Genomic DNA, 23,479 nt, shown 5'->3' on the forward strand with positions numbered 1-23,479 from the left:
GATGCAACGACTACGAGCGCTGACACTACTTTGCCGGATCGAACGATCCAGCTCGAATAGCGTGACAGTAGCAGCCGGAGAGAAGACTGCAAGTCACCAGGTCGTGAACGGGACCGATTCCCGTTCCCCGAGGTCTCGGATCAGGACGCGACGCGCGCGATCACCTCGATCTCGAACTTCAGGTAGTCGTGCGCGAGGCCGACGACGACCGTCGAGCGCGGCGCGTACGGCTGCGGCATCAGCTCGGCGTAGACGCGGTTCATCTCCGCGAAGTCGCTCGCGTCGGTGAGGAAGACGACGGTCTTGACGACCGTCGCGAGCGAGCCGCCCGCCGCCTCCAGCACGTACTCGAGGTTCGCGATCGTCGCGCGCACCTGGCCCTCGAGGTCGGCCGGCGTCTCGCCGCTGACGCGGTCGCGGCCGACCTGGCCGGAGGTGTAGATCGTGCCGTCGACGACGGTCGCGGCGTTGAGGGGCGCGGCGCTGAGGCCGGGCAGCTCGATCGTCTTCATGCAGGGGTCTCCATCGTGGTGTTCGTGGTGGGAAGGGGCGCGAGCCCGAGCAGCTCGACGGTCGTCTGGCCGCCGCGCAGTCCTTCGATCACGCGCGTCTCGCCGTCGATGCGCGCCTCCGCGGCGGCCAGCGCCGCCTCCACGCGGTCGTCGGGGAGCACGGCGACGCCGCTGTCGTCGGCGAGCACCCAGTCGCCGCGGCGCACGAGCTGGCCGCCGCACGCGATCGGCTGGTCCAGCTCGCCCGGCACGTCCTTCGTCGCGCCGGCGATCGCCAGCGCGCGCGAGAAGATCGGGAAGCCGAGAGCGCGGATCGCGTCGATGTCGCGCACCGCGCCGTCGATCACGAGGCCGGCGACGCCGCGCGCCTGCGCGGCGATCGTCAGCACCTCGCCCCACATCCCGATCCGCGCGTCGAGCGCGTTGGCGACGAGCACGTCGCCGGGCTCCGCGGCGGCGACCGCGTGGTGGAGCGCGAGGTTGTCGCGCGGCGAGCAGAGGACCGTGCGGGCGCGGCCGGCGACGCGCTGGCCGGCGAGCTGGGGGACGATCCCCGGCTCCATCGCGCCGACGCGGCCGTTCGCCTCGTAGACGGTCGCGCTGTCGAACGCGCGCAGACGCGCGGCGAAAGCCGCGTCACGGGCCAGGGCACTCATGCAGTCACCTCGTAGTCGATCGCGATCAGGGAGAGCGGGCCGTCGAAGCGGTGCGCGACGCCGGGCGCGAGGAGCACGACGTCGTCGTCGCCGAGCGCTCTCCTTCTGTCGCCCGCGACGACCTCGCCGACGCCGTCGAGCACGCAGTAGACGCGCAGCGCGGGGGACGCGGGTATGTCGCGCTTCCCGCCCGCGGTCCAGTCGTGCCGCGTGACCGCGGTCAGCCTGCCGCCAAGCGTCGCGTCGCGCAGCTCGCGCGGCGGGACCGTCCACCAGACGGCGACCGTGCCGAGGTGCTCCATCGCCGGCTCGTGGTCGCGCGGGTTGCGGACCTGGAGCGGCGGGAGCGTCGCGGGTGCGGACTCGACGGGCGAGTCGGGCGAGTCGGCGAGCGCGGACCGGTCGGCGGACGCGAGCCCGCTCGCGTCTTCGGTGCCGTCGGTGCCGTAGTCGACCGGACCCGCTCCCGCGTCGCCGACGGCGAAGCAGAAGCAGCGGATCGGCTCGTCGCCGACCGGCTCCAGGCTGTGCACGACCTCGGACGGGATCGTCACGAGGTCGCCCGGGACGATCTCCCACGCGCGCTCGCCGACGGTCATCAGTCCGCGGCCGGAGCGGACGAGGTAGAACTCGTGCGTCGGGTGGCTGTGGGGGTTGACGTGGCCGCCCGGCAGCACCTCGAACTGGCTCACCAGCTCCAGGTGGCCGCCGGCGGTCGCGTCCGCGAGCGGTCCGGCGGCGGGGATCAGCGTGGCGGCGCTCATGGCAGCGGGCTCGCCAGGACGCGCAGCGGGAACGCGTCGCCGTTCTCGTAGCGGACCGGCGCGCAGCTGATCAGGCAGCGCTTGCCCGTCACCTCGTCGAGCTGGCCGCCCAGCCCCTCGACCGCCGGCACGTTCTCGGCGAACAGCGCGTAGTGGCTCTGGAACGAGGAGTCGCCGTACGGCATGAAGCGGGCGCAGTCGATCGCCGGCGAGTCGATCATCACGGTGACGATCCCCTTCGCGACCAGCCACTCGGCGCTCTCTCTCGACAGCCCGGGGTTGCGCTCCATGTACTCGATCGCCTGGTCGCGGTCCTCGCCCGGGCCGCAGAAACGGCGGTGCCAGCCGGTGTTGATGCCGACGATGTCGCCGGGACGGACGTCGAGGCCGGACTCCGCGCAGGCGCGCTCCAGGTCCTCTGCCGTGATCGGCTCCATCTCCTCCTTCGGGACCGACAGGATCGGGCCCTCGCCGAGCCAGCGGTCGGCCGGCACCTCGTGCAGGTACTGGCCGTCGTCGCGGAAGTGACGCGGCGCGTCGACGTGCGTGCCGGTGTGCGTCAGGAACGAGACGTGCGTGACGTAGCCGTCCTTCGTCTCCGGCCCCAGCGGCGTCCCCTCCTTGTGGCTGAAGACGGTGAACATCGGCGGCTGGTAGCGGTTCTCGTAGAAGTAGTACGAGGGCATGTCGCGCCGGAACGGGAGGCTGAGGTCGTAGACCTCGCGCGTGCCGGGGCGGTCGGTCGACGGCGCGGCGATGCCGGCCGCGGCGCTGATGGATGAAGCGGTCATCTCTCGGTCTCCTCTCAGGCGGTCAACGCCGCGTAGCCGCGCTCGTAGACGGGGTCGGCGGCGGTCAGCGGCAGTGCGACCGTCGCGCCCTCCTCGGCGGCGCGGTAGGCGCCGAGCGCCAGCTCGATCGCGCGGCGGCCCTCGGCGCCGTGGGCGGCGTAGCGCGACGGCTCGCCGTGGTCGACGGCGGCGGCGAAGTCGCTGAACAGCTCGGGCATGAAGAGCCGATACCAGGTCAGCGGACGGTGCCAGATGCGCCCGTCGCTGCCGACTCTGCCGACCTTGAAGCCGCGCGCCGGCATCCCGTAGTAGCCGGTGCCCTCGTCGAACAGGAACGTGATGTGGCCCTCGGTGCCCATGATCGAGAGGCGGGCGTCGCCCTCGCCCCAGGCGACGTTGACCATCCCGAAGCCGCCGCCGGGGAAGTGCAGCTGGCAGAACGCCCATGTGTCGACGCCGTCGTCGCCTCTGCGGACGGTCGCGCCGATCCGCTCGGCCGGCGCGCCGTGGTAGGCCTCGGTCAGGTAGAGCGCGTGGACGCCGGCGTCCATCAGCGCGCCGCCGCCGGAGGAGCCGAGTCTGTGGCGCCAGCCGGGCGCGCCCTGCTCGGCACCGACCCAGGGGCGCAGCCCGAAGCCGCTGATCTCGGTCGCGACGACCTCGCCGATCGCGCCCTCGCGGATCAGCTTGAGCGCCTCCTGCGTCTCCGGGTACCAGAGGTAGTTGTGGAACAAGCCGAGCTGGACGCCGGCCCGCTCGCACGCGGCGAGGATCGCGTCGGCGTCGGCGAGCGTCGTCGCGAGCGGCTTCTCGCACAGCACGTGCTTGCCGGCCGCCGCCGCCTCCTCGACGAGCGCGCGGTGGGAGTCGGGCGGCGTCCCGATGCTGACGGCGTCGACATCGGCGCGGTCGAGCAGCGCGCGGTGGTCGGTCGTGCACGCGGACTGCGGCAGGCCGAGTGCCTTGGCGACGATCTGCGCGCGCTCGATCGACGTGTCGGCGACGGCGACGACCTCGATCCCGACGGCGTCGCGCAGCGCCGGGACGTGGCTGCGCTCGACGATCCAGCCGCAGCCGATCAGGGCGATTCTCATGTCGTGGCCTCCTCGCCGGCGGGCGCGAGGGCGCGCCACGCCGCAGCATTGAACGCTGCCTGCTCCGCGAAGCTCGCGTGCCGCAGCGTCTCCATCTCGATCGTCGTCCAGCCGCCGTAGCCGCCGTCGCTGAGCACGCGGGCGAAGCCGGCGAGGTCGAGCACGCCGGCGCCGACGTCCGCGTAGGACGGGACGAGGTCGCGCACCCCCTCGAGCGTGTCGCCGGGGCGGCCGTCCATCAGCTCGCGGCCGGGCGCAGCGAGGTCCTTCGCGTGGACGTAGTCGACGCGGCCGCCCAGCCGCGCGTACGCGCCCGCGAGATCGTCCTCGTAGAGCGCCCAGTGGGCGGTGTCGAACAGCAGGCCGGCGTTGGGGCGGTCGACCTCGTCGAGGAAGCGCTCGATCGACGCCGCGCCCGTGACGGGCGTGCCGGCGTGATGGTGGAGCACGACCTGCGCGCCGTGCTCGCCGGCGCGGTCGCAGACGGCGCGGAAGCGGCGCAGCGCCTCCTCCCACGTGCCGCCCTGGGCGTTGCCCATCAGCGCGAAGACGCGCGGCGCGCCGAGCGCGAGCGCCGCGTCGAGGCGGGCGAAGGTGGTGTCGGGGAACTCGCTGTCGCGCAGCACGTTGACGTTCGCGCAGGCGATCGCGAGGCCGGCGGCGGCGATCGCGTCACGCGCCGCTGCGCCGGCGGCCGGGTCGGCGGCGTACGCGTCGAGGTGCGGCGGATGCAGCTCGACGCCGGCATAGCCGGCGGCGGCGATCGGCGCCAGGTTCTCGACGAGCTGGTCGGGCCCGCACAGCACGAGTCCGCAGGCCAGCCCGCCGTCGGTGGTCATCTCCATGCGACCCAGTCTCCGCCAGCTCCGCGACCCCTCCAAGGGACCCGCGGGCGAGATTCAGGAGGCCGGTTTCGACGCCGTGTTGAGCGGCGCCGGCGGCTCCTCGCCGCGCAGCACGGCGACGGCGTTGCGGGCCGCCAGCAGCGCCATCGCGGTGCGCGTCTCGACGGTCGCCGAGCCGAGGTGCGGCGCCAGCACGACGTTGTCCAGCTCGACCAGCGCAGGGTGCACGCGCGGCTCGTGCTCGAAGACGTCGAGCGCGGCGCCGGCGAGCGGGCCGTCCCGCAGCGCGACCGCGAGCGCCGCCTCGTCGACGATCGGCCCGCGCGCGGTGTTGACGAGGTAGGAGCCCGGTCGCATCGTCGCGAGCCGCTCGGCGTTGAGCAGGTGGTGGGTCTCCGGCGTCAGCGGGCAGTGGAGCGAGATCACGTCGACCGAGGCGATCAGCTCGTCGAGCGGGAGCCGCCGCGCGCCGCCCAGCTCCGCCTCGACCTCAGGCGGCGCGGCACGGCGGCCGGCATAGGCGATCTCCATCCCGAACGCCCGCGCCCGCCGCGCGGTCGCGCGACCGATGTCGCCGAGCCCGACGATCCCGAGCGTGCGGCCCTGCAGGCCGGCGCCGAGCAGGAAGTCCATCCGCCAGCTCCACGGCGTGCCGGCGCGGATCAGCCGCTCGCCCTCGCCGATGCGGCGGGTCGCGGCCAGCAGCAGCGCGAGCGCGAGGTCGGCGGTCGCGTCGGTCAGCACGCCGGGCGTGTTCGTGACGCGCACGCCGCGCGCGGTCGCGGCGGGGACGTCGAGGTTGTCGTAGCCGACCGCGACGTTGGCGACGACGCGCAGCCGCGGGCCGGCGGCGTCGAGCAGCTCGCCGTCGACGCGGTCGTGCAGCAGCGTGACGAGCGCGTCGGCGCCGGCCGCCGCGGCGCGCAGCTCCTCCGGCGTCAGCGGCCGGTCGTGCGGCGAGACCCACAGCTCGCCCGCCTCGCGCAGCAGGTCGAGCGCGGGCGCGGGGATCTCGCGCGCGACGACGATGCGCGGGCGCGCGGGGACGGCGCCGGGCGCGGGCGCGCCGGCGCCGGAAGCCGCGCCGCTCACCGCTCCCGCACCTCGGCCGAGCGGGCGTCGGCGTCGAGCAGCTCCTCCGAGAGCCGCGCGAGGCGGGCGGCGGTGTCGCGCAGGCGCGGCAGCGCCGCGCCCGACAGGCCGCCGCTGCGCGACTGCGCGCTGCGCGTCGGCATCGCGACCGACGAGGCCGGCTCGCCGGGGGCGGCCAGCTCGCGGATCAGCAGCGCGGTGTCGAGCCGCAGCGCGTCGGCCTCGGTCAGCGGCAGGAACGTCGTCGTGCCGAACGCGACCGGTGAGGCGGCCGCGCCCGCGCCGCCCGCGCCGGCCGCCACCGGCGACGACGCCGTCACGCTGACCGTCACCGGCTCGCGCGCCCCGCCGATCCGCACCGCGAGCTGCGGGCCGTCCGCGGAGACGACCTCGGCGCCGGCAACCTCCCACGCGAACTCGGCGTCGGCGGGCAGCTCGGCGAGGTCGACGTGGAAGCGCGCGACGTCACCCTCAGCCGCCAGCGCGCGGCCGCCGCGGGCGGGCAGCGGGCCGACGATCCGGGCGCTTGCGAGCGCGAGGCGGTCGAGCACGTTGCGCGTGATGCCGCCGACCAGCTCGTCGTGCGCCGCTGCGACCGGCCAGTCGACGGTCGCGCCCTGGAAGACGATCCCGCCGCGCGGGGTCGTGTAGACGCCCATCGTCGCCGCCGCGGTGCCGGGACGGAAGCGGAACCACTGCTCGCCCAGCTCGGCGACGCCGAGGATGAAGAAGCTCTCCGGCGTGCCTTGGCCGCCGGTCGCGATCGCCAGCCCGTTCTCGCGTCTGAACTCCGCGCCGTCGCACTCGTAGCCGACGAGCGGGTGCTCCTCGTCGGCGCCGACGACGTCGCCCTCGCCCAGGCCGGTGCCGTCGAACGCCCAGTGGCCGGCGTGCTGGACGGTGTAGCCGAGCGGCTCGCGCGGCCCGTCCCACCAGCCGCCGGCGTTGTGGATCGAGACGCCGGTGAGCCCGTTCTCGGGCTCGAAGAAGCGCCACTCGTCGGACTGCCAGGCGCCGTCGTCGCGGCTGTGCGGAGCGACCTTCGCGCAGACGATCGCGGTGTCGTCGTCGGCGAAGTGGATGCGGAACCCGGCGATGTTGCCGCTGAAGAACGCGACGTTGCCGCCGCGCCGCACGAACGCCTCGACGTGGTCGCGCATCGCGTCGGACCAGTACTCGTCGTGGCCGACGCTGAGCAGCAGCCGCGCGCCGTCGAGCAGCGCCGGGTCGCGGTGCAGGTCGAGGTCGAGGCAGTAGTCGAAGCTGTAGCCGGCGCCTTCGAGCGCGGCGATGAACGGCGCGTCCCAGTGCGCGAACGTCTGCCGTCTGGAGGAGGGATCGTGCGCGTCCACCGGGTCGTTCGGCGCGCCGCGCCCGCCGGTGCCGCCGCCGGGCCGCCGCGTCGTGATCTTGAAGCCGGGCTGCGGCGCCTCCCTCGACCACTGCGCCTCGGCGTACAGCGAGCCGTAGCCGGTCGCGTTGTACGCGTGGAAGGTCGCCCACGACAGCTTGTAGACGATCGCGCCGGGCGTCGCGGAGCGGACGACGAACAGCGCCTTGGCCGCGTCGCCGGCCGTCGTCGTGACGTCCGGCCAGGCGACCGTCCCGTCCTCTGCGACCTCGCCGAGCATCGCGACGTACGCGCCCGACGGCCAGTCGGCGGGGATCGCGAACGCGTACGGCGGCCAGCCCCAGTCCTCCTGCGTCGGCCCCTCCGGCACGTCGCGGCCGAGCAGGTGGCCGGCGCCGAGGTCGCCCATCGGCTCCAGCGTCGCGCCCTGGCGGAAGAACGCGACGGCGAAGCGCGGCGCGTCGGTCGAGACGCACAGCGTCAGCGTCTCCCCCGGGCGCACCGAGGGGTCGTGGGGATAGGCACGGATCATGCGGCGGCTCCGGGGAAGTGGCAGCGGACGCGGACGCCCTCGACGACGGACTCGCCCGGCTCCTGCTCGCGGCAGAGCGACTGGGCGGCGGGACAGCGCGGGGCGAACGGGCAGCCGGGCGGGCGTTCGACCGGGCTCGGCGGCTCGCCGCCGATGCGCGCGAGGCGCTGGCGCGGGCCGCCGGCGGTGAGGCGACTGTGGTCGGGGATCGACCGCAGCAGCCCCTGCGTGTACGGGTGCAGCGGCCGCGCGAAGACGTCCTCGACCGGTCCCGCCTCGACGACGCGGCCGAGGTACATCACGACGACCGAGCGCGCGAGGTAGCGGATCACGCGCAGGTCGTGCGAGATGAAGACGTAGCCGACCGAGAGCGAGTTCTGCAGCTCGACGAGCAGGTTCAGCACCTGCGCCTGGATCGAGACGTCGAGGCCGGAGGTGACCTCGTCGAAGATCACCACGCGCGGGTCCTGGATCAGGGCGCGCGCGACGCTGATGCGCTGGCGCTGGCCGCCGCTGAACTCCGACGGGTACCGCGCGAGGTCGCTCGCGCGCAGGCCGACCAGCTCGACCGCTCTCTCGACGCGCGCGCGGCGCGAGGCGGCGTCGCCCGTCTTGGCGATCTTGAGCGGGTCCTCCAGCACGGCGCCGATCGACATCTTCGGCGGCAGCGATCCGTACGGGTCCTGGAAGACGTACTGGACCGCGCGGCGGAGCTGCTTCCAGTCGCCGTCGGCGGTGATCTCGCCGCCGTCGAAGCGGACCGCGCCGGCGGTCGGCCGCTCCAGGCCGACCATCATCCGCGCGAGCGTCGACTTGCCGCAGCCGCTCTCGCCGACGACGCCGACGCAGTCGTCGGAGTCGACCGTCAGCGAGACGCCGTCGACCGCGTGGAGGGTCGCGTGTCTGAACGTCCCGACGCGCTGCTCGAACTGCTTCACGAGTCCGTCGACCGCCAGCACCTCAGGCATTCGCCAGCTCCTTCTCCAACAGATGGCACATCGCGGCGCGGCCGTCGCCGAGGTCGGTCCAGACCGGCTCGACCTCAGCGCAGACGCCCTCTATCGCCAGCTCGCAGCGGGCGGTGAACGGGCAGCCGGCCGGCAGCTCGCCGAGCTGCGGCGCGGCGCCGGGGATGCTCGGCAGCCCGTCGGCGCGGCGGCTCTCCAGCGTCGGCGCCGAGCGCAGCAGCCGCTGCGTGTACGGATGGCTCGGCTGCGCCAGCACCGCGCTCGCGGGACCGGTCTCGAGCGCGCGGCCGGCGTACATGATCGAGACGCGGTCCGCGATCGAGGCGACGACGCCGAGGTCGTGGCTGATGAACAGGATCGCGAAGCCGACGTCGTTCTTCAGCTGCAGCAGCAGGTCGATGATCTGCGCCTGGATCGAGACGTCGAGGTTCGTCGTCGGCTCGTCGGCGATCACCAGCTTCGGCCCGCAGGCGAGCGCGAGCGCGATCGAGACGCGCTGGCGCAGCCCGCCGGACAGCTCGAACGGGTACGCCCGCAGCCGCCGTCTCGCATCGGCGAAGCCGACCTGATCGAGCACCTCGACCGCGCGTCTGCGCGCCTCGGCGCGCCCCGCGTCGGTGTGCGTGCGGATCACGTCGGTCAGCTGGCGGCCGATCGAGAAGAGCGGGTTCAGCGACGCGGTCGGGTCCTGGAAGACCATCGAGATCTGCGCGCCGCGCACGGACCGCATCTGCTTCTCGGTCAGCGTCAGCAGGTCGGTCCCGTCGAAGCGAACGCTGCCGCCGGCGATCCGGCCCGGCGGCGGCACCAGCCGCAGCACGGCGCGGGAGGTCATCGACTTGCCCGAGCCGGACTCGCCGACGATCCCGAGGCACTCGCCGGCGGCGACCGCGAACGAGACGTCGCGCACGACGGACATCGGTCCGGCGGGCGTCGGGAACTGCACGGTGAGACCGTCGATCTCCAGCAGCGGAGCGGCCACAGCGGCCTGAGTGGTCGGGGCGGTCATCACACCTCCCCCAGTCGCGCGCCGAAGCGCTTCTGCAGGCCGTCCGCGATCAGGTTGAGCGAGACGGTCGTCAGCAGGATGCCGATGCCCGGGAGCGTCGAGATCCACCACGCGTCCTTCAGGTAGCGCTGGCCCTCCAGCATGATCCCGCCCCAGGACGGGGTCGGCGGCTGGATGCCCATGCCGAGATAGGAGAGCGTCGCCTCGAAGACGATCATCATCGCCATCTGCATCGCGCCGAGCACGAGGATCGGCGGCAGCAGCGACGGCAGCACGTACTTGCGGGCGATCCGCGTGCGCGAGGCGCCGGCGAGCGTCGCCGCCTTCACGTAGTCCTTCGCGCGCTCCTGCATCGCGGAGCTGCGCACGACACGCGCGAAGGCGGCCCAGCCGGCCAGCACCATCAGCAGCACGAGCACCGGGATCGACGGCGTCAGCACCGACGTCAGCGCGATCGCCAGCAGCACGTACGGGAACGCCAGCTGGATGTCGACGAGCCGCATCACGATCGTCTCCGCCCAGCGGCCGCCGAACGCGGCCAGCAGGCCGGCGCTGACGCCGAGCGTCATCGCACCGAGCATGCCGAGGCCGGCGACCAGCAGCGAGATGCGCATGCCGTAGAGGATCCGCGCGAACAGGTCGCGCCCGAGCGTGTCGGTGCCGAACAGGTGGCCGTCGCTGAGCGGTCTCGCGAGCAGGTTCGCGATGTCGGGCTGCTTCGGGTCGCCGACGAGCAGCGGGGCGAACAGCGCCAGCAGCACCATCAGGCCGAAGATCGTCGCGCCGATCACGAGGCCGGCCGGCAGCGGCCGGCGGCGCGCGCCGGCGGCCGAGGCCCCGCGCGCGGGAACCCAGCGGCTCGCCTTCAGCGCGGCGAACGGGCCGCCCTGCGGGACGGGCATCAGTCTTCTCATGCGGCACGCTCCGCAAGCCGGATGCGCGGGTCGACGAGCCCGTAGAGGAGGTCGACCGCGAGGTTGACGAGGACGAAGATCCCGGCGGTCACGATCGTGATCCCCTGGATCAGCGGGTAGTCGCGCGAGTCCAGGGCGGTCAGCGCAAGCTGGCCGATGCCGGGGTAGTTGAAGACCGTCTCGGTCACGATCACGCCGCCGAGCGTGTAGCCCATGTCGACGCCGATCACCGTCAGCAGCGGCAGGAACGCGTTGCGCAGCGCGTAGACGAAGCTGATCCGCCCCTCGCCGACGCCGAACGCGCGCGCCGCGCCGATGTAGTCCTGCCCGAGCACCTCGCGCATCGAGGCGCGCAGCACCCGCAGCTGCGTCGGCAGCGTCGCGAGCGCGACGGTCACCGCCGGCAGCACGATCGACTTCCAGCCGGTGTCGCCGGAGGCGGGGAACCAGCCGAGGTGGACCGAGAAGAGCGTGATCAGCATCAGGCCGACCCAGAACGTCGGGGCCGACTGGCCGAGCATCGAGAGCACGTTCGCGAACCACGCGATCGGCGAGCGCGGGTAGCGCGCCGACAGCACGCCGAGCACGATCGCGAACGTGATCGCGAGCACGAGCGAGACCGCGGCGAGCTTCAGCGTCGCGGGCAGCCGCTCGCCGATCAGCTCCATCACGGGCTGCTGGTAGCGGAACGAGATCCCGAGGTCGCCGCTCGGGATGCCCTGCAGGAACTGCCACAGCTGGTGCAGCAGCGGCTTGTCGGTGCCGAACATCTCGCGGTAGCTCTGGATCACGTCCTGGCGCGCGAAGACCGGGTTGGCGATCTTCGCCGGGTCGCCCGACGTCAGCCGCAGGATCACGAAGACCGTCAGCGTGATCCCCATGATCAGGATCAGCGCCTGCAGCAGGCGCGAGCCGATGTAGCGCAGCATCGTCAGCTCCCCAGCAGGCGGTGGACGGCGAGGGTGCCGCCGCCGCCCTGCGTCAGCTGGAGCAGGAACGTGTGATGCGAGGTCAGCTGCTCGGGTGCGCAGAAGCGCTCCCACGCCGCGTACGCGTCCGCCTCCGGCGCGCCCGACAGCTGCCACAGCTCACGCAGCGTGACGCCGGCCGACTCGAGGCTCTGGCGATCGGACAGGAACAGCGTCGCACCGAGCGTGCTGTCCGCGAGCTGCTCGCGCAGCCAGTCGGCGAGCGCCGGCTCGGCCTCGCCGCCGAAGCCTTGGCCGTGCACGAGCGCGCGGCCGCCGGGCGCGAGGTGGCGCTCGACGCCCGCCAGCACGCGCCGCAGCGCGGCGTCGCCGTCGGGCCCGCCGTCGCCCGCGAGCGGCACCGAGATGCCCTCCGGCGAGGGGACGATCGGCGGGTTGGCGACGATCAAGTCGAACGGCTGCTCGCCGGCGACCGGCTCGTAGAGGTCGCCGTCGCGCACGTCGATCCGCTCGCCGAGGCCGTTCAGCAGCACGTTGAAGCGCGCGACCGACGCGGTCACCGGGTCGAGCTCCACCGCGACGACCTGTGCGGCGTCGGGCAGCGTCGCGAGCAGGCCCGAGCCGGTGCAGAGGTCGAGCACGCGGCCGAGCGGGCCGCGGTTGGCGACGAACTGCGCCATCCAGTACGAGTCGGGCGCGATCGCGACGAGCGCCTCGCGCTCCTCGTAGCCGCGCAGCCACAGCGGCGGCGAGACGACGAAGAAGCGGTTGAGGTGGCAGACGACGACGAAGCGGCTGCGCAGGCGGCCGCCGTCGCGCTCCAGCAGGCCGGCGTCGACGAGGCGGTCGACCGCGCTCGCGTCGAGCGTCCGCTCGGCCTCGCCGAGGTCGACGGCGGCGCCGAGCGACAGCAGCCGCACGAGCAGCTGCGGCAGCGCCGGCAGGTCGCCGATCGCGGAGCGGATGCGGTGGCCGCTGAACGGCTCGGCGAACGGGCGCTTGAGCGCGTTGTCGCGCAGCAGCGTCGAGATCTCGGCGTAGTGGCCCTCTTCCAGCAGCGCACGCAGCAGCTGCGCGGCGTCGGCGTCGGCGTTGACGCCGGGGGCGCGGGTGTCGGCGGTCGGCGGTCGCATCGCTACGCCTTCGTCGCCTTCCACAGCAGCGGCTCGCCTTCGAGCGGCGTGCGCTGATAGCCCTGGACACGGCGACTGACGGCCGTATACCAGACGTCGTCGGACACGTAGATCATCACTTGGTTCTCCCAGAGGTACTGCGCCGCCTGGTTGACGGCGGCGAGGCGGGCCTTGCCGGAGGTCTGCCGCTCACGCTCGATCAGCTCGGTGATCTTGTGGTCGTCGAGGTGCATCGACTCCTGCGCGACGACCGGCCGGAAGAACGTCAGCAGGTGGTCGGGGTCGCGCGAAGTGGCGCCGATCGCATTGAACGAGAGGGCGTAGCGATTGAAGGAGCTGCGGAACTGACCGCTCTCCAGCACGTCGAGGTCGACGGCGATCCCGACCTCTTGGAGCGAGCGCCGGACGAGCTGGTCGATCTCGAGCTGGTGGGCGAAGAGGTTGGCGGAGGCGAGCGAGAGCCGCAGGCCGTCCGCGTGGCCGGCCTCGGCGAGCAGCTCGCGCGCCTTTGCCGGGTTGTACTCCAGCTCCGATCTGCCGGGCTGGAAGCCGATCGACGACGACGGCAGCGCCGAGACGGCCGGCTCGCCGAGCTTGAGGATCCGCTTGGCGATCGCGCGGCGGTCGATCGCGTGGGCGATCGCGCGGCGCACGCGCGTGTCACGCAGGGGGCCGTCGTGCTGGGGGATGTAGATGAACTGGCTCGCCGGCCCCATCGTCGTGACGTCGAACGCGTCGTCGCCCGCGATCGCGTCGAGCACGATCGAGCTGGCGCGCGTGTGGATGTCGATGCGCCCGGACAGCAGCGCCTCCAGCCGCTCGCGCGGATCCTCGATGTAGTGCAGCTCGACCGCGGCGACGCCGGGCGCGCCGCGCCAGTGCGCCGGGTTCGCGGTCAGCCGCACGACGCCGCCGTCGGAGCCGGCGAACACGAACGGCCCGCTGCCGAGCGGCCGCTGCGCGAAGCGCGCGGGGTCCTCGGCGTCGGCGACGGGCACGATCGCGGCGATCGCGAGCGCGCGCTCGATCGGCCCGAACGGCTTCGGCGTGACGATCTCCAGCAGGTGGTCGCCGAGCACCTCGACGCGCAGGCCCGGGACGACCTTGCCGGACAGCACCAGGCGCGACAGCGGATCGCCGATCCGCTCCAGGCTGGCGCGCACGTCGCGCGCGGTCAGCGGCGTGCCGTCGGAGAAGACGACGCCGGGCCGCAGCTCGACGCGCAGGCGCGTCGGCGCGGTGCGGAACCACTTGCGCGCGAGCCGGCCGACGACGCGGCCGTCGGCGTCGTAGGAGACCAGCGTGTCGTAGACGAGCGACCAGATCTGGTTGTCGGCGAGCCCGAGCGCGGCATGGGGGTCCCAATGCTCGGACGTAGGCGGCTCGGCGTTGCCGATCGCGATCGTCGTTCTCTGCTCCCGTGCGGACACTGCCGGCACAGTCTTGGCCGATCGCGGCCGGGCGGCAATCGACGTCTGGTCCGAGTTGCCGTTGCCGCTTTCGCCACCGCGTCGGTGGCGGTCTCCGAGCGGATCGGTTTTCCTCACGTGATGCTTCGGCGCCAGGTCGCGTCCCGAGAGAGATGACGCACCGATCCGCCAGTAGAGTCGGCCGCGTCGCACCCGGGCTTCATGCAGTGCTGTCGATCACGGACATCGTCGAGTTGCCCGGCCTCGAGATCCGTCTCGTCGCCGGTCACGTCGGCGACCGCAACGCGATCCGCTGGCTGCACATCTCCGAGCTGGAGGACCCGACGCCGGAGCTGGACGGCGGCGAGCTGCTACTGACCGGCGGCCTCGGGCTCGGCGCGACCGCCGCCTCGCAGCGCCGTTACGTCCGCCGCCTCGCCGAGCACGGCGCCGCGGGCCTGGGGATCGCCGTCGGCGAAGCGCTGCCGCAGATCCCCGCCGCCGTCGTCGCCGAGGCCGACGCGCTCGGCTTTCCCGTCCTGCTGGTGCCGGCGAGCACGCCGTTCAACACGCTCACGAAGCTGACGCTCCCGCAGCTCGCTGCCGACCCAGTCGCGCAGGCGCTGGAGGTCCACGAGCAGCTGATCGAGACGGTCCTCGGCGGCGGCGGGCCGCGCGACCTGCTGCGGATCCTCGGCGGGACGCTCGGCGGCACGCTGGTGCTCTCCGACGATCACGGCACGATCGCCGAGCACCACTCGGGCGAGCACCACAGCGGCGAGCGCCACGAGCTGGGCGACGACGCGCTCGCACTCCCGATCGGCGACGGACCGGGCGCCGCGACGCTGCGCGCCGCGCGCGAGGAGCGGCCGTTCGGCGACTACGAGCGGCTCGTGCTGCGCCACGGCCAGAACGCGCTCGCGCTGGAGCTGGCGCGCCGCCAGGCGGTGCTCGCGGCCGAGCTGCGGCTCGCCGGCGACCTCTTCGACGACCTCGAGCAGGAGCGCCTGGACTTGCGCGAGACCGCGCGCCGGCTGGCCGCGTTCGGGCTCGACGCGAACCGCAGCCACGCGGCGCTGCTGGGGGTTCCGGGCGGTGACGCCAACGCGGCGCTGCTGCGCGACCTGATCGCCCGCCACCTCGACCGCCAGGCGATCAGCCACCTGTCGGCCGCGCGCCACAACGGCGTCGCGTTCCTCGTCAACGCGCCGAGCGAGGAGGCGCTGTTCGCGCTCGCCGAGGCGCTCGTGCGCGCGGCGCCGGGGATGCGCGTCGCGGTCGGCCGCTCGGCCAACGGGCTCGGCCTCGGCCGCAGCCTGCTGGAGGCGCGCGCCGCGCTCGACGCCTCCGGCGCCGCCGTCGTCTCCTACCGCGACCTCAGCTCGTTCGAGCTGCTGCTGAGCGTGCCGGTGCCTGTGCTGGAGGCGTACGTCGATCGCGTGCTCGGCCCGACCGCCTCCAACGGCTGGCTCGTCGAGACGCTGAGCGTGCTGCTGGAGTCCGGCTGCCGCTGGAAGGACGCCGCCGAGCAGCTCGGCGTCCACCGGCACACGCTGCGCTACCGCATGGACCGCCTGCAGGAGCAGACCGGGCGCCATCCCGACCAGCCCGGCCAGCGGATGGAGCTGTGGCTGGCGGTGAAGGCGATCCAGGCGATAGCGATGCGCGGCGGCGGCTCGTACGAGCCGCGCACCGATCGCGTCTGAGCCGTTGCGGGCTACGCCGCCTTCGCTCTCCACAGCAGCGGCTCGCCCTCGACGGTCGAGCGCTCGTAGCCGCTGACGCGTCTGTTGACGACCGTGTACCAGATGTCGTCGGTGAGGTAGACGAGGATCTGGTTCTCCCACAGGTATCTCGCGGCGGCGTCGATCGTCGCCTGCCGTCTGGCGCCGATCGTGCGGCGCTGCGCCTCGACCAGCGGCATGAAGTCGGCCGAGTCCCACTTCAGGACCTCTCTGGCGATCGACGGCCGGAAGAACGAGAAGATGAAGTTCGGGTCGCCCGGCGTGTCGAGCGCGTTCATCGACAGCGCGTACTGCGAGAAGTTCGAGCGGAACGTGCCGCTCTCCAGCTTCTTGATGTCGACGGTGATGCCGACCTGCTCCAGCGACGCCTTCACGAGCTGGTCGACCTGCTCCTGGTGGGCGAAGACGCTGGCCGAGGCGAGCGTGATCGACAGGCCGCCGTCGTGGCCGGCCTCCTTCAGCAGCGATCTCGCGCGCTCCAGGTCGAGGTCGAATCTCGGCTCCATCGGTCTGAAGCCCTTCGACGCCGCGGGCAGCGAGGAGAGCGCCGGCGGGCAGATTCTCATGATGCTCTCGGCGATCTGCTGACGCGGGATCGCGTAGGCGATCGCCTGCCGCACGCGGACGTCTCTGAGCGCCGTGTCGAACTGCGGGATGTAGAAGAAGTTCGACGCCGGACTGGTGTCGTTGACGTAGAAGTCGTCGTTGCCTCTGACCTCGTCGAGCACGATCGAGTCGGCGCGCGTGTAGATGTCGATCTGGCCGGTCAGCAGCGCGTTCATGCGCGCGCTCGGGTCCTGGACGTAGGACAGCACGACGCCGTCGGAGCCCGGCTTGCCGCGCCAGTATCTGGGGTTCGCCTTCAGTCTGATGCTGTTGTTGCGGTACTCGACGAACGTGTACGGACCGCTGCCGAGCGGGCGGCGCTTGAACGCCTCCGGTCTCGCCGCGTCTCTGCGCGAGACGATCGAGACGACGACGAGCGCGCCCTCCAGCGGGCCGAACGGCTCGGGCGTGACGATGTCCAGCTCGTGCTCGCCGCGGACCTCGACCTTCGCGCCTTCGGGCAGCTTCGACGCGAGCGCCAGCTCCGACTGCGGCGCGGAGATGCGCTCGATCGACGCCTTCACGTCCTCGGCGCCGAGCGGGCTGCCGTCGCTGAAGTGGACGTCTCTGTGGATCACGATCCGCAGGCGCGTCGGCGACAGCCGCTTCCACGACTTCGCCAGCTGGCCGACGAGCTCTCCGGCGCTGTCGTACGCGAGCAGCGTGTCGTAGACGAGCGACCAGGTCTGGTAGTCCGCGAGGCCGAACGCCGCGTGCGGGTCCCATTGGGCCGACGTCGGCGGCTCCGCGTTGCCGATCCGGATCGTCCCCCCGCTCCCCCCGCCGGAGCCGTCGGCGGGCGTCGTGCCCGCGCTCGTCGACCCGTCGCTGGACGAGTCGCCGCCGCATCCGGCGAGGACGGTCGCGAGGCCGCCTCCGAGCAGGCCCGCTGCCGCGCCGTATCTGATGCCGGTCTCCGAGAACTCACGCCGGGTGAGGTGTTTCACGCTGTGCCTCTCTTCTCTCTCCGTTGCCGCGCTGCCGCGGCGCTGGAGCAAGTTTTCAGCGGCCCGCCGCGGGCACCAACCGCCGCGGGGTCGGAACTGCATGACCCGCTTTCGCCGCCAGGTCCATGTGGGCCGCACGCCGGCTCAGCGCGGCGGCGCGGCGGCGTCAGGTCCGGCGCGTCGCAGCCTCGGCCGCGGCGGCCAGCTCGTCTGCGGCTGCCGCGAACGCCTCGGCGAGCGGGCGGCCGGCGGGGCCGAGCGGGCGCACGTCGCGCGCGCCGCGGCGCCGCAGCTCGACGGCGGCCTCGTCGATGACGCGGCCGCCGAAGACCTCGACCGGGACGCCGGCCTTGGCGCAGTGCGCGACGACGGCGGCGACCGCCTTGCCCTGGAGCGTCGAGGCGTCGACCGATCCCTCGGCGGTCAGCACGAGGTCGGCCTCGGCCAGCAGCGTGTCGAAGCCGGTCAGCTCCAGCACGGCGTCGGCGCCCGCGACGGTGCGCGCGCCGATCGCCTGGAAGGCGGCGCCGAGGCCGCCGGCCGCGCCGGCGCCGGGCGTCGCGGGGTCGATCCCGAGCGCGTCGGCCCAGCGCGTGAGGGCGCTGTCGAGCGCGGCGATCTGCTCCGGCGTGGCGCCCTTCTGCGGGCCGAAGCGGTGCGCGGCGCCGTCGGGCCCGGTCAGCGGCGCGGCGACGTCCACCAGCAGCTCGATCTCGACGCCGGCGAGGCGCGGGTCGAGGTCGCTGCGGTCGATCTCCGGCGCGGCGAGCAGACCGGCGCCGTCGCGCGGGCAGCGCGCGCCGAGCGCCTGCAGCGCACCCGCGCCGCCGTCGACCGTCGCGACCCCTCCGACGGCGATCAGGATCCGCCGCGCGCCGCGGTCGAGCGCCGCGCGCACCAGCTCGCCGGCACCGTAGGACGACGCCCGCTCGACGTCGCGCTCGTGCTCGGCGAGCGCGTGCAGCGGCACCGCCTCGGCGGCCTCGACCAGAAACGTCCCCCCGGCGGCCGTGGCCGGGTCGGGCGCGTCGGCCAGCTCCAGCAGCCGCGCGCTGCGCGGGCGGCCGAGCGCGTCCTCGACGGTCAGCTCGTGGACGGTCGCGCCGTCGAGGAACGCGTCGAGCGTTCCCTCGCCGCCGTCGGCGATCGGCAGCTCGTGCGGCACTCCGCCGGCCGCTCGCGCGCCCTCCGCGAGCGCGTGCGCCGCGCCGCGCGCGTCGAGCGCGCCGCGCAGCTTGTCCGGGGCGCAGAGCACCCGTGGTCCAGTCCGTTCGGTCACGGCCGGCCACCCTACACGCGGCCCGCCGCGCGCCGCTGCCCGAGAGGCGCCGGCGGCTGGCGCCGCGCCGATTTACCCCGAACCTTGATCCGCAAACCTGAGAATTGCTAATCTCCACCAAACCGATCGGATTAACACGGAATCTTGTCAGAAAAGGGGTTGCATGAGTCAGAGAGCCAAGGGCCTCGCCGGTGCGCTGATCGTCTCGGCCGCACTGCTCGCGGGGCCGGCGTCGTCCCACGCCGCAACGGTGTTCGGGTCGGGATCGAGCGCCAGCGTGCCGTACCTGGAGGCGCTCTTCAAGGCCTACAGAAAGGTCGACCCGAAGACGAAGTTCGTCTTCACCGCCAACAACGGCAACGCCGGCGCCAAGGACGTGCAGGACGGCAAGAGCGCGTTCGCGATCCAGACGCGGCCGCCGCTGCCGTCGGACTCCGGACTCAGCTACTCGAAGCTCTTCCTCGACGGGCTGTGCGTCGCGGTCAACCCCGCCAACAGCGTCTCGGGGCTGAGAATCCAGCAGGTCGCCGACATCTTCCTCGGCACGGTCACGGAGTGGCCGGCGGTCGGCTCCAGCCTCAACGCGCCGATCTCGGCGTTCGGCCGCTTCTCGACCGCCGGGCTCTACACGTTCTTCCAGAGCGCCGTGCTCAGAGGACAGACGCAGGCGACGAACGTGACAGCGCTCGACAAGGACGGCGAGGTCGCCGTCGCGGTGTCGAGAAACCAGGCCGGGATCGGCTACGTCGGCCTCGCCAACTCCGGTCCGGGCAGCGGCGTCAAGCGGCTCAGCCTCGACGGTCAGCCGTGCGCGCCGAGCGCGATCCGCACGCTCAAGTACCCGCTGTCGCGCTACGCCTGGCTCGTGCTGCCGGCCAGAAGCCCGAACAGAACCGCGACGAAGTTCGGCGACTGGGTGCGGACGAGCTACGCCGCCGGCAGAGTGATCGACAAGGCCGGAGCGGTGCCGGCGTTCAACGCGAAGAAGCCGCCGAAGAAGGGCTGAGCAGGCCCGATGGCCCTCGCGGCCCCTCCCAGGCGAGCGCCGCGCAGGCTGCTGCCGGACCAGCGCGCCGAGCTCACGCTCGGCGCGCTGGTCTGCTGCGTGCTCGCGTTCGTGCTCGTCGTGATCGTCTTCGTCTTCCTCGAGGCGTGGCCGTCGTTCTCCCACAACGGCCTCGCCTGGTTCGGCGGCGGCGGCAACCCCGACCAGCAGATCCAGCAGATCTTCACCTCCGCCAACCTGCTCAGAGAGCCGGCCTACACGTTCCACGCCTGGCCGATCATCTGGGGCACGCTGCTCGTGACGGGCGGCGCGGTCGCGCTCAGCTTCTTCGCGGCGCTGTTCGTCGCCGTCTTCGTCGTCGAGTTCGCGCCCGAGTGGATGCGGCGGATCCTCGAACCGGTCGTGCGCCTGCTCGCGAGCGTGCCGTCGGTGATCTTCGGCCTCGTCGGCGTGCTCGTGCTGGTGCCGTTCATCGGCGAGCACGTGATCACCGACGAGCACCGCCGCTCGGTCTCGTACATCGTCTCGCTCAGCGGCTACAGCCTGCTCGCGGGCGTGCTGATCCTCAGCCTGATGATCGCGCCGCTGATGATCGCCGTCTTCGCCGACGGGCTGCGCGCGGTGCCGCGCGGCTGGCTGGAGGGCTCGCTCGGGCTCGGCATCAACCGCTGGCGGACGTTCTGGAAGATCGGCGTGCGGACCGCGCGGCCGGCGCTCGTCGCCGGCACCGTGCTGGCGACCGCTCGGGCGCTCGGCGAGGCGGTGATGCTGGCGATGGTGACCGGCGGCGTCGCGTTCGCGCCGAACCCCGCCGACGGCGTGATCTTCTTCCTCGAACCGACGCGTCCGCTCGCGGCGACGATCCTGCAGTCGTCCGAGGAGCTGACGTCGCCGCCGATGCGCCACACGATCTTCGCGATCGCCGCGGTGCTGCTGTTCTCAGCCGTGATGCTGTCGCTCGCGGGCTGGGCCGTGAAGCAGCCGATGAAGCGCTACGGGGTGCGGGCGTGAGCGGCGTGACGGCGCCGCCGCCGGCCGCGCGCCGCTCGGCGCGCGAGTCGAGCGCGTCGTGGCGGCTGACCGACCGTCTCGGGCTCGCGCTGGCGTGGGTGCTCGGCGTGCTGTTCCTGGTCGTGACCGCCGCGATCGTGCTCTACATGATGGTCCAAGGGCTGCGCTACGTCCGCCCCGAGCTGTTCGTCACCTCGCCTGCCGCCGGCTTCAGCGAGAGCGAGACCGGCGGCTTCCTCGACCCGCTGCTCGGGACCGTGATCGTCGCCGCGATGGCGATGGCGATCGCCTTCCCGGTCGGCCTCGGGGTCGGCGTCTGGCTGAGCGAGTACGGCCGCCCGTCGGCGCTCGCGCGCGTGACCGAGTCGACCGTCGAGATGCTCGCCGGCACGCCGTCGATCGTCTTCGCGCTGTTCGGCACGCTGCTGTTCGAGCAGGGCGCGCTCGCGCTCTTCAGCCGCACCAACGACGGCGTCGTCTACGGCCGCTCGTTCTTCGCCGCGGCGGCGATGCTGTCGTTCGTCGCGCTCCCGCTCGTCGTCGCGAACGTGCGCGAGGGGCTGCAGGCGATCCCCGGCCACGTGCGCGAGGCGTCGTACGCGGTCGGCAAGACGAAGCTGACGACGACGCGTCGCGTGCTGCTGCCGGCGGCCCGGCCGTCGGTCGTGACCGGGGCGATGCTCGGCGTCGGGCGGATCATCGGCGACACGGCGATCATCGTGCTGCTGCTCGGCGCGACGCTGCGCTTCAACGGCGCCGGCGAGGTGCCGCTGCTGGAGACCCTGCGCGGGACCGGCAGCACGCTCACGAGCTACGTCTACGCGAACGCGCCGACGGGCGAGGCGAACCAGCCGACGAAGGCATACGCCGCCGGCTTCGTGCTGCTGTCGATGGTGCTGCTGCTGAACGTCGCGGTCGACTTCGCCGTGCGGCGCGGGAGGCGCTGGAGATGAGATTCGCAACCCCGCCGCCGGTCCGGCGGCTGCCGCTCGCGGGCGAGGAGGCGGTCACCGTCGCCGCACCCGCCGAGGCGCCGAGCTTCGTCGGCGCGCCGCGCCGGCGGGTCGGCCCCGCGCCGCTCGCGGTCGACCGCATGCACGTCGAGCAGCTGTCGGTCGCCTACGGCCGCAAGCTCGCGGTCGACGCCGTCTCGATGCCGATCCGCCAGGGCGAGGTGCTGGCGCTGATCGGCCCGTCGGGCTGCGGCAAGACGACGCTGCTGCGCTCGCTCAACCGCCTCACCGAGCTGACGAAGACGGCGTCGATGAAGGGCCGCATCGCGCTCGACGGGACCGACATCGCGACGCTCGAGCCGACCGCGCTGCGGCGCCGCGTGACGATGGTCTTCCAGCAGCCGAACCCGTTCCCGATGAGCGTCTTCGACAACGTCGCCTACGTGCTGCGGGAGCAGGCGTCGCGGCGGCCGCGCAAGCGCGAGCTGCGCAGCGCGGTGCAGAGCGCGCTGGAGCGGGCGGGGCTGTGGGAGGAGGTCGCCGGCGACCTCTCGCATCCCGCGCTGCGGCTCTCCGGCGGCCAGCAGCAGCGGCTCTGCATCGCCCGTGCGCTCGCGGCCGACCCCGAGGTGCTGCTGCTCGACGAGCCGTGCTCGGCGCTCGACCCGCAGTCGACGCAGGTGATCGAGGAGCTGATCGTGACGCTGCGCGAGCAGGTCGCGGTCGTGATCGTGACGCACAACCTCCAACAGGCGTACCGGATCGCCGACTACGTCGCGTTCATGTACCTCGGCGAGCTGGTCGAGTACGGCCCGGCCGACCAGGTCTTCGGCGCCCCGCGCCAGGTGCGCACGCAGGAGTACGTCAGTGGCGGGTTCGGCTGAGATGGGCGCGCGCGGAGACGGGGCGGCCGGCGCGGCCGGCGGCGGCGGCGCCGCGGCGCGGCGCGGCGCGGCGGCGCGGTGTGCGCGCGGCGCGGCGGCGCGATGCGGGCCCGGCGCGGTGGCGCGGTGTGCGCGTGGCGCGGCGGCGCGATGCGCGCGCGGCGCGGCCGCGGTCGGCCTGCTCGCCGCCTGCGCGCTCGCGGGCTGCGTCTCGACGCAGCAGAAGAACGCGCGCGCGAAGCTGAGAGCGACGCGCGAGCTGGCGAGCCGGGAGCCGCAGCGGACGGTGCGCGCCGACCCGCGCCTGCGCGTGACCGAGGCGGCGCTCGTGCGCGGCGCGCGCCGTTCCGCGATCGTCGTCACGCTCCGCAGCCGCGCGCGGCAGCCGCTGACCGACGTGCCGATCGCGGTCGGGGTGCGGACGCGCGGCGGCCGGCGCGTGCGGCTCAACGGCCGCCGCGGCCTCGACTGGTTCCAGACGCACGTGCCGGCGATCCCCGCCGGCGGCTCGGCGACGTGGGTGTTCACGGCGCGAGCACGCGCGGTGCCGGCCGGGCGGCCGTTCGCGGTCGTCGGCGCGCCCGCCGCGCCGGCGATCAGCAGCGCGGCCGAGGTGCCGCGACTCGTCGCGAGCGCGGTGCCGGCGGGCGCGGACGGTGCGGGCGCGGGCGGCGCAGGCGGCGGCGGCGCGGGCCGTGGCGGCGCAGGCGGCGGCGGCGCGGGCCGTGGCGGCGCAGGCGGCGGCGGCGCGGGCCGTGGCGGCGCAGGCGGCGGCGCAGGCGGCGGCGCAGGCCACGAGCGCGGCCGCTCGGCGGCCGTCACAGCGACGCGCGTCGTCGTGGAGAACCGCTCCGGCATCCCGCAGTACGACGCGCAGGTCTACGCGCTCGTGCGCGACGGGCGCCGCTGGGTCGCCGCCGGCAAGGCGTCGATCGACCACCTCGGGACGGGCGAGCGGACGACCGCGCGGATCCCGCTGACCGGCCCCGCGCGCGGGCGCACGCCGCGCGTCCACGCGATCGCGACGATCTTCCGATGAGGAGGCAGCA

The 23,479-nt window shown here is 73.6% G+C and carries 22 protein-coding genes; 6 read left to right on the forward strand and 16 right to left on the reverse strand.

Annotation, left to right across the window (positions count from 1 at the left end; genetic code table 11):
- Positions 1–140 precede the first annotated feature (140 nt).
- The 14 genes from CWOE_RS25105 to CWOE_RS25170 are packed head-to-tail and all read right to left on the reverse strand — an operon-like array spanning position 141 to position 14,020.
- Positions 141–512, reverse strand: a complete 372-nt coding sequence (locus tag CWOE_RS25105; protein WP_012936465.1) for a RidA family protein — start codon at positions 510–512, stop codon at positions 141–143.
- A complete protein-coding gene (locus tag CWOE_RS25110; protein WP_012936466.1) occupies positions 509–1,168 on the reverse strand; it encodes an RraA family protein in 660 nt (219 codons plus the stop codon). The genes CWOE_RS25105 and CWOE_RS25110 overlap by 4 nt, the downstream gene beginning before the upstream one ends.
- On the reverse strand, positions 1,165–1,932 hold the full coding sequence (locus CWOE_RS31420; RefSeq protein ID WP_012936467.1) for a cupin domain-containing protein: 768 nt from the start codon (positions 1,930–1,932) through the stop codon (positions 1,165–1,167). The genes CWOE_RS25110 and CWOE_RS31420 overlap by 4 nt, the downstream gene beginning before the upstream one ends.
- The gene (locus CWOE_RS33075) at positions 1,929–2,723 is read right to left on the reverse strand and encodes a cyclase family protein (protein WP_012936468.1); all 795 of its coding nucleotides are present in this window, start codon (positions 2,721–2,723) and stop codon (positions 1,929–1,931) included. The genes CWOE_RS31420 and CWOE_RS33075 overlap by 4 nt, the downstream gene beginning before the upstream one ends.
- Before the next feature lie 14 nt (positions 2,724–2,737).
- Complete coding sequence (locus CWOE_RS25125) at positions 2,738–3,817, reverse strand: Gfo/Idh/MocA family protein (protein WP_012936469.1); 1,080 nt, start codon at positions 3,815–3,817, stop codon at positions 2,738–2,740.
- On the reverse strand, positions 3,814–4,662 hold the full coding sequence (locus tag CWOE_RS25130; RefSeq protein WP_012936470.1) for a sugar phosphate isomerase/epimerase family protein: 849 nt from the start codon (positions 4,660–4,662) through the stop codon (positions 3,814–3,816). The genes CWOE_RS25125 and CWOE_RS25130 overlap by 4 nt, the downstream gene beginning before the upstream one ends.
- A 54-nt stretch (positions 4,663–4,716) precedes the next feature.
- Positions 4,717–5,754, reverse strand: a complete 1,038-nt coding sequence (locus CWOE_RS25135) for a 2-hydroxyacid dehydrogenase (protein ID WP_012936471.1) — start codon at positions 5,752–5,754, stop codon at positions 4,717–4,719.
- On the reverse strand, positions 5,751–7,637 hold the full coding sequence (locus CWOE_RS25140) for a N,N-dimethylformamidase beta subunit family domain-containing protein (RefSeq protein ID WP_012936472.1): 1,887 nt from the start codon (positions 7,635–7,637) through the stop codon (positions 5,751–5,753). The genes CWOE_RS25135 and CWOE_RS25140 overlap by 4 nt, the downstream gene beginning before the upstream one ends.
- Complete coding sequence (locus CWOE_RS25145) at positions 7,634–8,605, reverse strand: oligopeptide/dipeptide ABC transporter ATP-binding protein (protein WP_012936473.1); 972 nt, start codon at positions 8,603–8,605, stop codon at positions 7,634–7,636. The genes CWOE_RS25140 and CWOE_RS25145 overlap by 4 nt, the downstream gene beginning before the upstream one ends.
- Complete coding sequence (locus CWOE_RS25150) at positions 8,598–9,614, reverse strand: ABC transporter ATP-binding protein (RefSeq protein ID WP_012936474.1); 1,017 nt, start codon at positions 9,612–9,614, stop codon at positions 8,598–8,600. Before CWOE_RS25150 ends, CWOE_RS25145 begins: the two co-directional genes overlap by 8 nt.
- Positions 9,614–10,528 (reverse strand): ABC transporter permease, encoded by a 915-nt coding sequence (locus CWOE_RS25155; RefSeq protein WP_012936475.1) that lies wholly within the window; start codon positions 10,526–10,528, stop codon positions 9,614–9,616. The genes CWOE_RS25150 and CWOE_RS25155 overlap by 1 nt, the downstream gene beginning before the upstream one ends.
- The gene (locus CWOE_RS25160) at positions 10,525–11,457 is read right to left on the reverse strand and encodes an ABC transporter permease (RefSeq protein WP_012936476.1); all 933 of its coding nucleotides are present in this window, start codon (positions 11,455–11,457) and stop codon (positions 10,525–10,527) included. Before CWOE_RS25160 ends, CWOE_RS25155 begins: the two co-directional genes overlap by 4 nt.
- Before the next feature lie 2 nt (positions 11,458–11,459).
- Positions 11,460–12,590 carry a methyltransferase gene (locus tag CWOE_RS31425; protein WP_012936477.1) on the reverse strand — a complete coding sequence of 377 codons (1,131 nt, stop codon included), beginning with the start codon at positions 12,588–12,590 and terminating at the stop codon, positions 11,460–11,462.
- Between the two features lie 2 nt (positions 12,591–12,592).
- A complete protein-coding gene (locus CWOE_RS25170; RefSeq protein WP_012936478.1) occupies positions 12,593–14,020 on the reverse strand; it encodes an ABC transporter substrate-binding protein in 1,428 nt (475 codons plus the stop codon).
- 206 nt (positions 14,021–14,226) lie between these two features.
- On the opposite strand from CWOE_RS25170, the gene CWOE_RS25175 reads away from it, so the two are divergent.
- Positions 14,227–15,705 (forward strand): PucR family transcriptional regulator, encoded by a 1,479-nt coding sequence (locus tag CWOE_RS25175; RefSeq protein WP_041730944.1) that lies wholly within the window; start codon positions 14,227–14,229, stop codon positions 15,703–15,705.
- Between the two features lie 11 nt (positions 15,706–15,716).
- On the opposite strand, the gene CWOE_RS25180 is transcribed toward CWOE_RS25175, so the two are convergent.
- On the reverse strand, positions 15,717–17,297 hold the full coding sequence (locus CWOE_RS25180; protein WP_012936480.1) for an ABC transporter substrate-binding protein: 1,581 nt from the start codon (positions 17,295–17,297) through the stop codon (positions 15,717–15,719).
- Positions 17,298–17,463: 166 nt separating this feature from the next.
- Positions 17,464–18,576, reverse strand: a complete 1,113-nt coding sequence (locus tag CWOE_RS25185) for a glycerate kinase (protein WP_041730946.1) — start codon at positions 18,574–18,576, stop codon at positions 17,464–17,466.
- 163 nt (positions 18,577–18,739) lie between these two features.
- Between CWOE_RS25185 and CWOE_RS25190 the strand changes: the two genes are divergently transcribed.
- The 5 genes from CWOE_RS25190 to CWOE_RS33955 are packed head-to-tail and all read left to right on the forward strand — an operon-like array spanning position 18,740 to position 23,469.
- On the forward strand, positions 18,740–19,582 hold the full coding sequence (locus CWOE_RS25190; RefSeq protein WP_012936482.1) for a substrate-binding domain-containing protein: 843 nt from the start codon (positions 18,740–18,742) through the stop codon (positions 19,580–19,582).
- 9 nt (positions 19,583–19,591) lie between these two features.
- Positions 19,592–20,593: a PstC family ABC transporter permease gene (locus tag CWOE_RS25195; protein WP_012936483.1), complete on the forward strand. Its 1,002-nt coding sequence runs from the start codon at positions 19,592–19,594 to the stop codon at positions 20,591–20,593.
- Positions 20,590–21,546 carry a PstA family ABC transporter permease gene (locus CWOE_RS25200; RefSeq protein WP_012936484.1) on the forward strand — a complete coding sequence of 319 codons (957 nt, stop codon included), beginning with the start codon at positions 20,590–20,592 and terminating at the stop codon, positions 21,544–21,546. The genes CWOE_RS25195 and CWOE_RS25200 overlap by 4 nt, the downstream gene beginning before the upstream one ends.
- Entirely contained in the window at positions 21,543–22,430 is an 888-nt protein-coding gene (locus CWOE_RS25205) for a phosphate ABC transporter ATP-binding protein (RefSeq protein WP_012936485.1), read from the forward strand. The genes CWOE_RS25200 and CWOE_RS25205 overlap by 4 nt, the downstream gene beginning before the upstream one ends.
- On the forward strand, positions 22,414–23,469 hold the full coding sequence (locus CWOE_RS33955; protein WP_012936486.1) for a hypothetical protein: 1,056 nt from the start codon (positions 22,414–22,416) through the stop codon (positions 23,467–23,469). Before CWOE_RS25205 ends, CWOE_RS33955 begins: the two co-directional genes overlap by 17 nt.
- The last annotated feature ends 10 nt before the right edge of the window (positions 23,470–23,479 follow it).

It is taken from the genome of Conexibacter woesei DSM 14684 (genome assembly GCF_000025265.1).
GTDB lineage: Bacteria > Actinomycetota > Thermoleophilia > Solirubrobacterales > Solirubrobacteraceae > Conexibacter > Conexibacter woesei.

Bases quoted from the DNA above. Each gene is read 5' to 3' on its own strand.
- CWOE_RS25105 (WP_012936465.1), bottom strand. From the start codon at position 512: ATGAAGACGATCGAGCTGCCCGGCCTCAGCGCCGCGCCCCTCAACGCC.
- CWOE_RS25110 (WP_012936466.1), bottom strand. From the start codon at position 1,168: ATGAGTGCCCTGGCCCGTGACGCGGCTTTCGCCGCGCGTCTGCGCGCG.
- CWOE_RS31420 (WP_012936467.1), bottom strand. From the start codon at position 1,932: ATGAGCGCCGCCACGCTGATCCCCGCCGCCGGACCGCTCGCGGACGCG.
- CWOE_RS33075 (WP_012936468.1), bottom strand. From the start codon at position 2,723: ATGACCGCTTCATCCATCAGCGCCGCGGCCGGCATCGCCGCGCCGTCG.
- CWOE_RS25125 (WP_012936469.1), bottom strand. From the start codon at position 3,817: ATGAGAATCGCCCTGATCGGCTGCGGCTGGATCGTCGAGCGCAGCCAC.
- CWOE_RS25130 (WP_012936470.1), bottom strand. From the start codon at position 4,662: ATGGAGATGACCACCGACGGCGGGCTGGCCTGCGGACTCGTGCTGTGC.
- CWOE_RS25140 (WP_012936472.1), bottom strand. From the start codon at position 7,637: ATGATCCGTGCCTATCCCCACGACCCCTCGGTGCGCCCGGGGGAGACG.
- CWOE_RS25145 (WP_012936473.1), bottom strand. From the start codon at position 8,605: ATGCCTGAGGTGCTGGCGGTCGACGGACTCGTGAAGCAGTTCGAGCAG.
- CWOE_RS25150 (WP_012936474.1), bottom strand. From the start codon at position 9,614: ATGACCGCCCCGACCACTCAGGCCGCTGTGGCCGCTCCGCTGCTGGAG.
- CWOE_RS25155 (WP_012936475.1), bottom strand. From the start codon at position 10,528: ATGAGAAGACTGATGCCCGTCCCGCAGGGCGGCCCGTTCGCCGCGCTG.
- CWOE_RS25160 (WP_012936476.1), bottom strand. From the start codon at position 11,457: ATGCTGCGCTACATCGGCTCGCGCCTGCTGCAGGCGCTGATCCTGATC.
- CWOE_RS31425 (WP_012936477.1), bottom strand. From the start codon at position 12,590: ATGCGACCGCCGACCGCCGACACCCGCGCCCCCGGCGTCAACGCCGAC.
- CWOE_RS25190 (WP_012936482.1), top strand. From the start codon at position 18,740: ATGAGTCAGAGAGCCAAGGGCCTCGCCGGTGCGCTGATCGTCTCGGCC.
- CWOE_RS25195 (WP_012936483.1), top strand. From the start codon at position 19,592: ATGGCCCTCGCGGCCCCTCCCAGGCGAGCGCCGCGCAGGCTGCTGCCG.
- CWOE_RS25205 (WP_012936485.1), top strand. From the start codon at position 21,543: ATGAGATTCGCAACCCCGCCGCCGGTCCGGCGGCTGCCGCTCGCGGGC.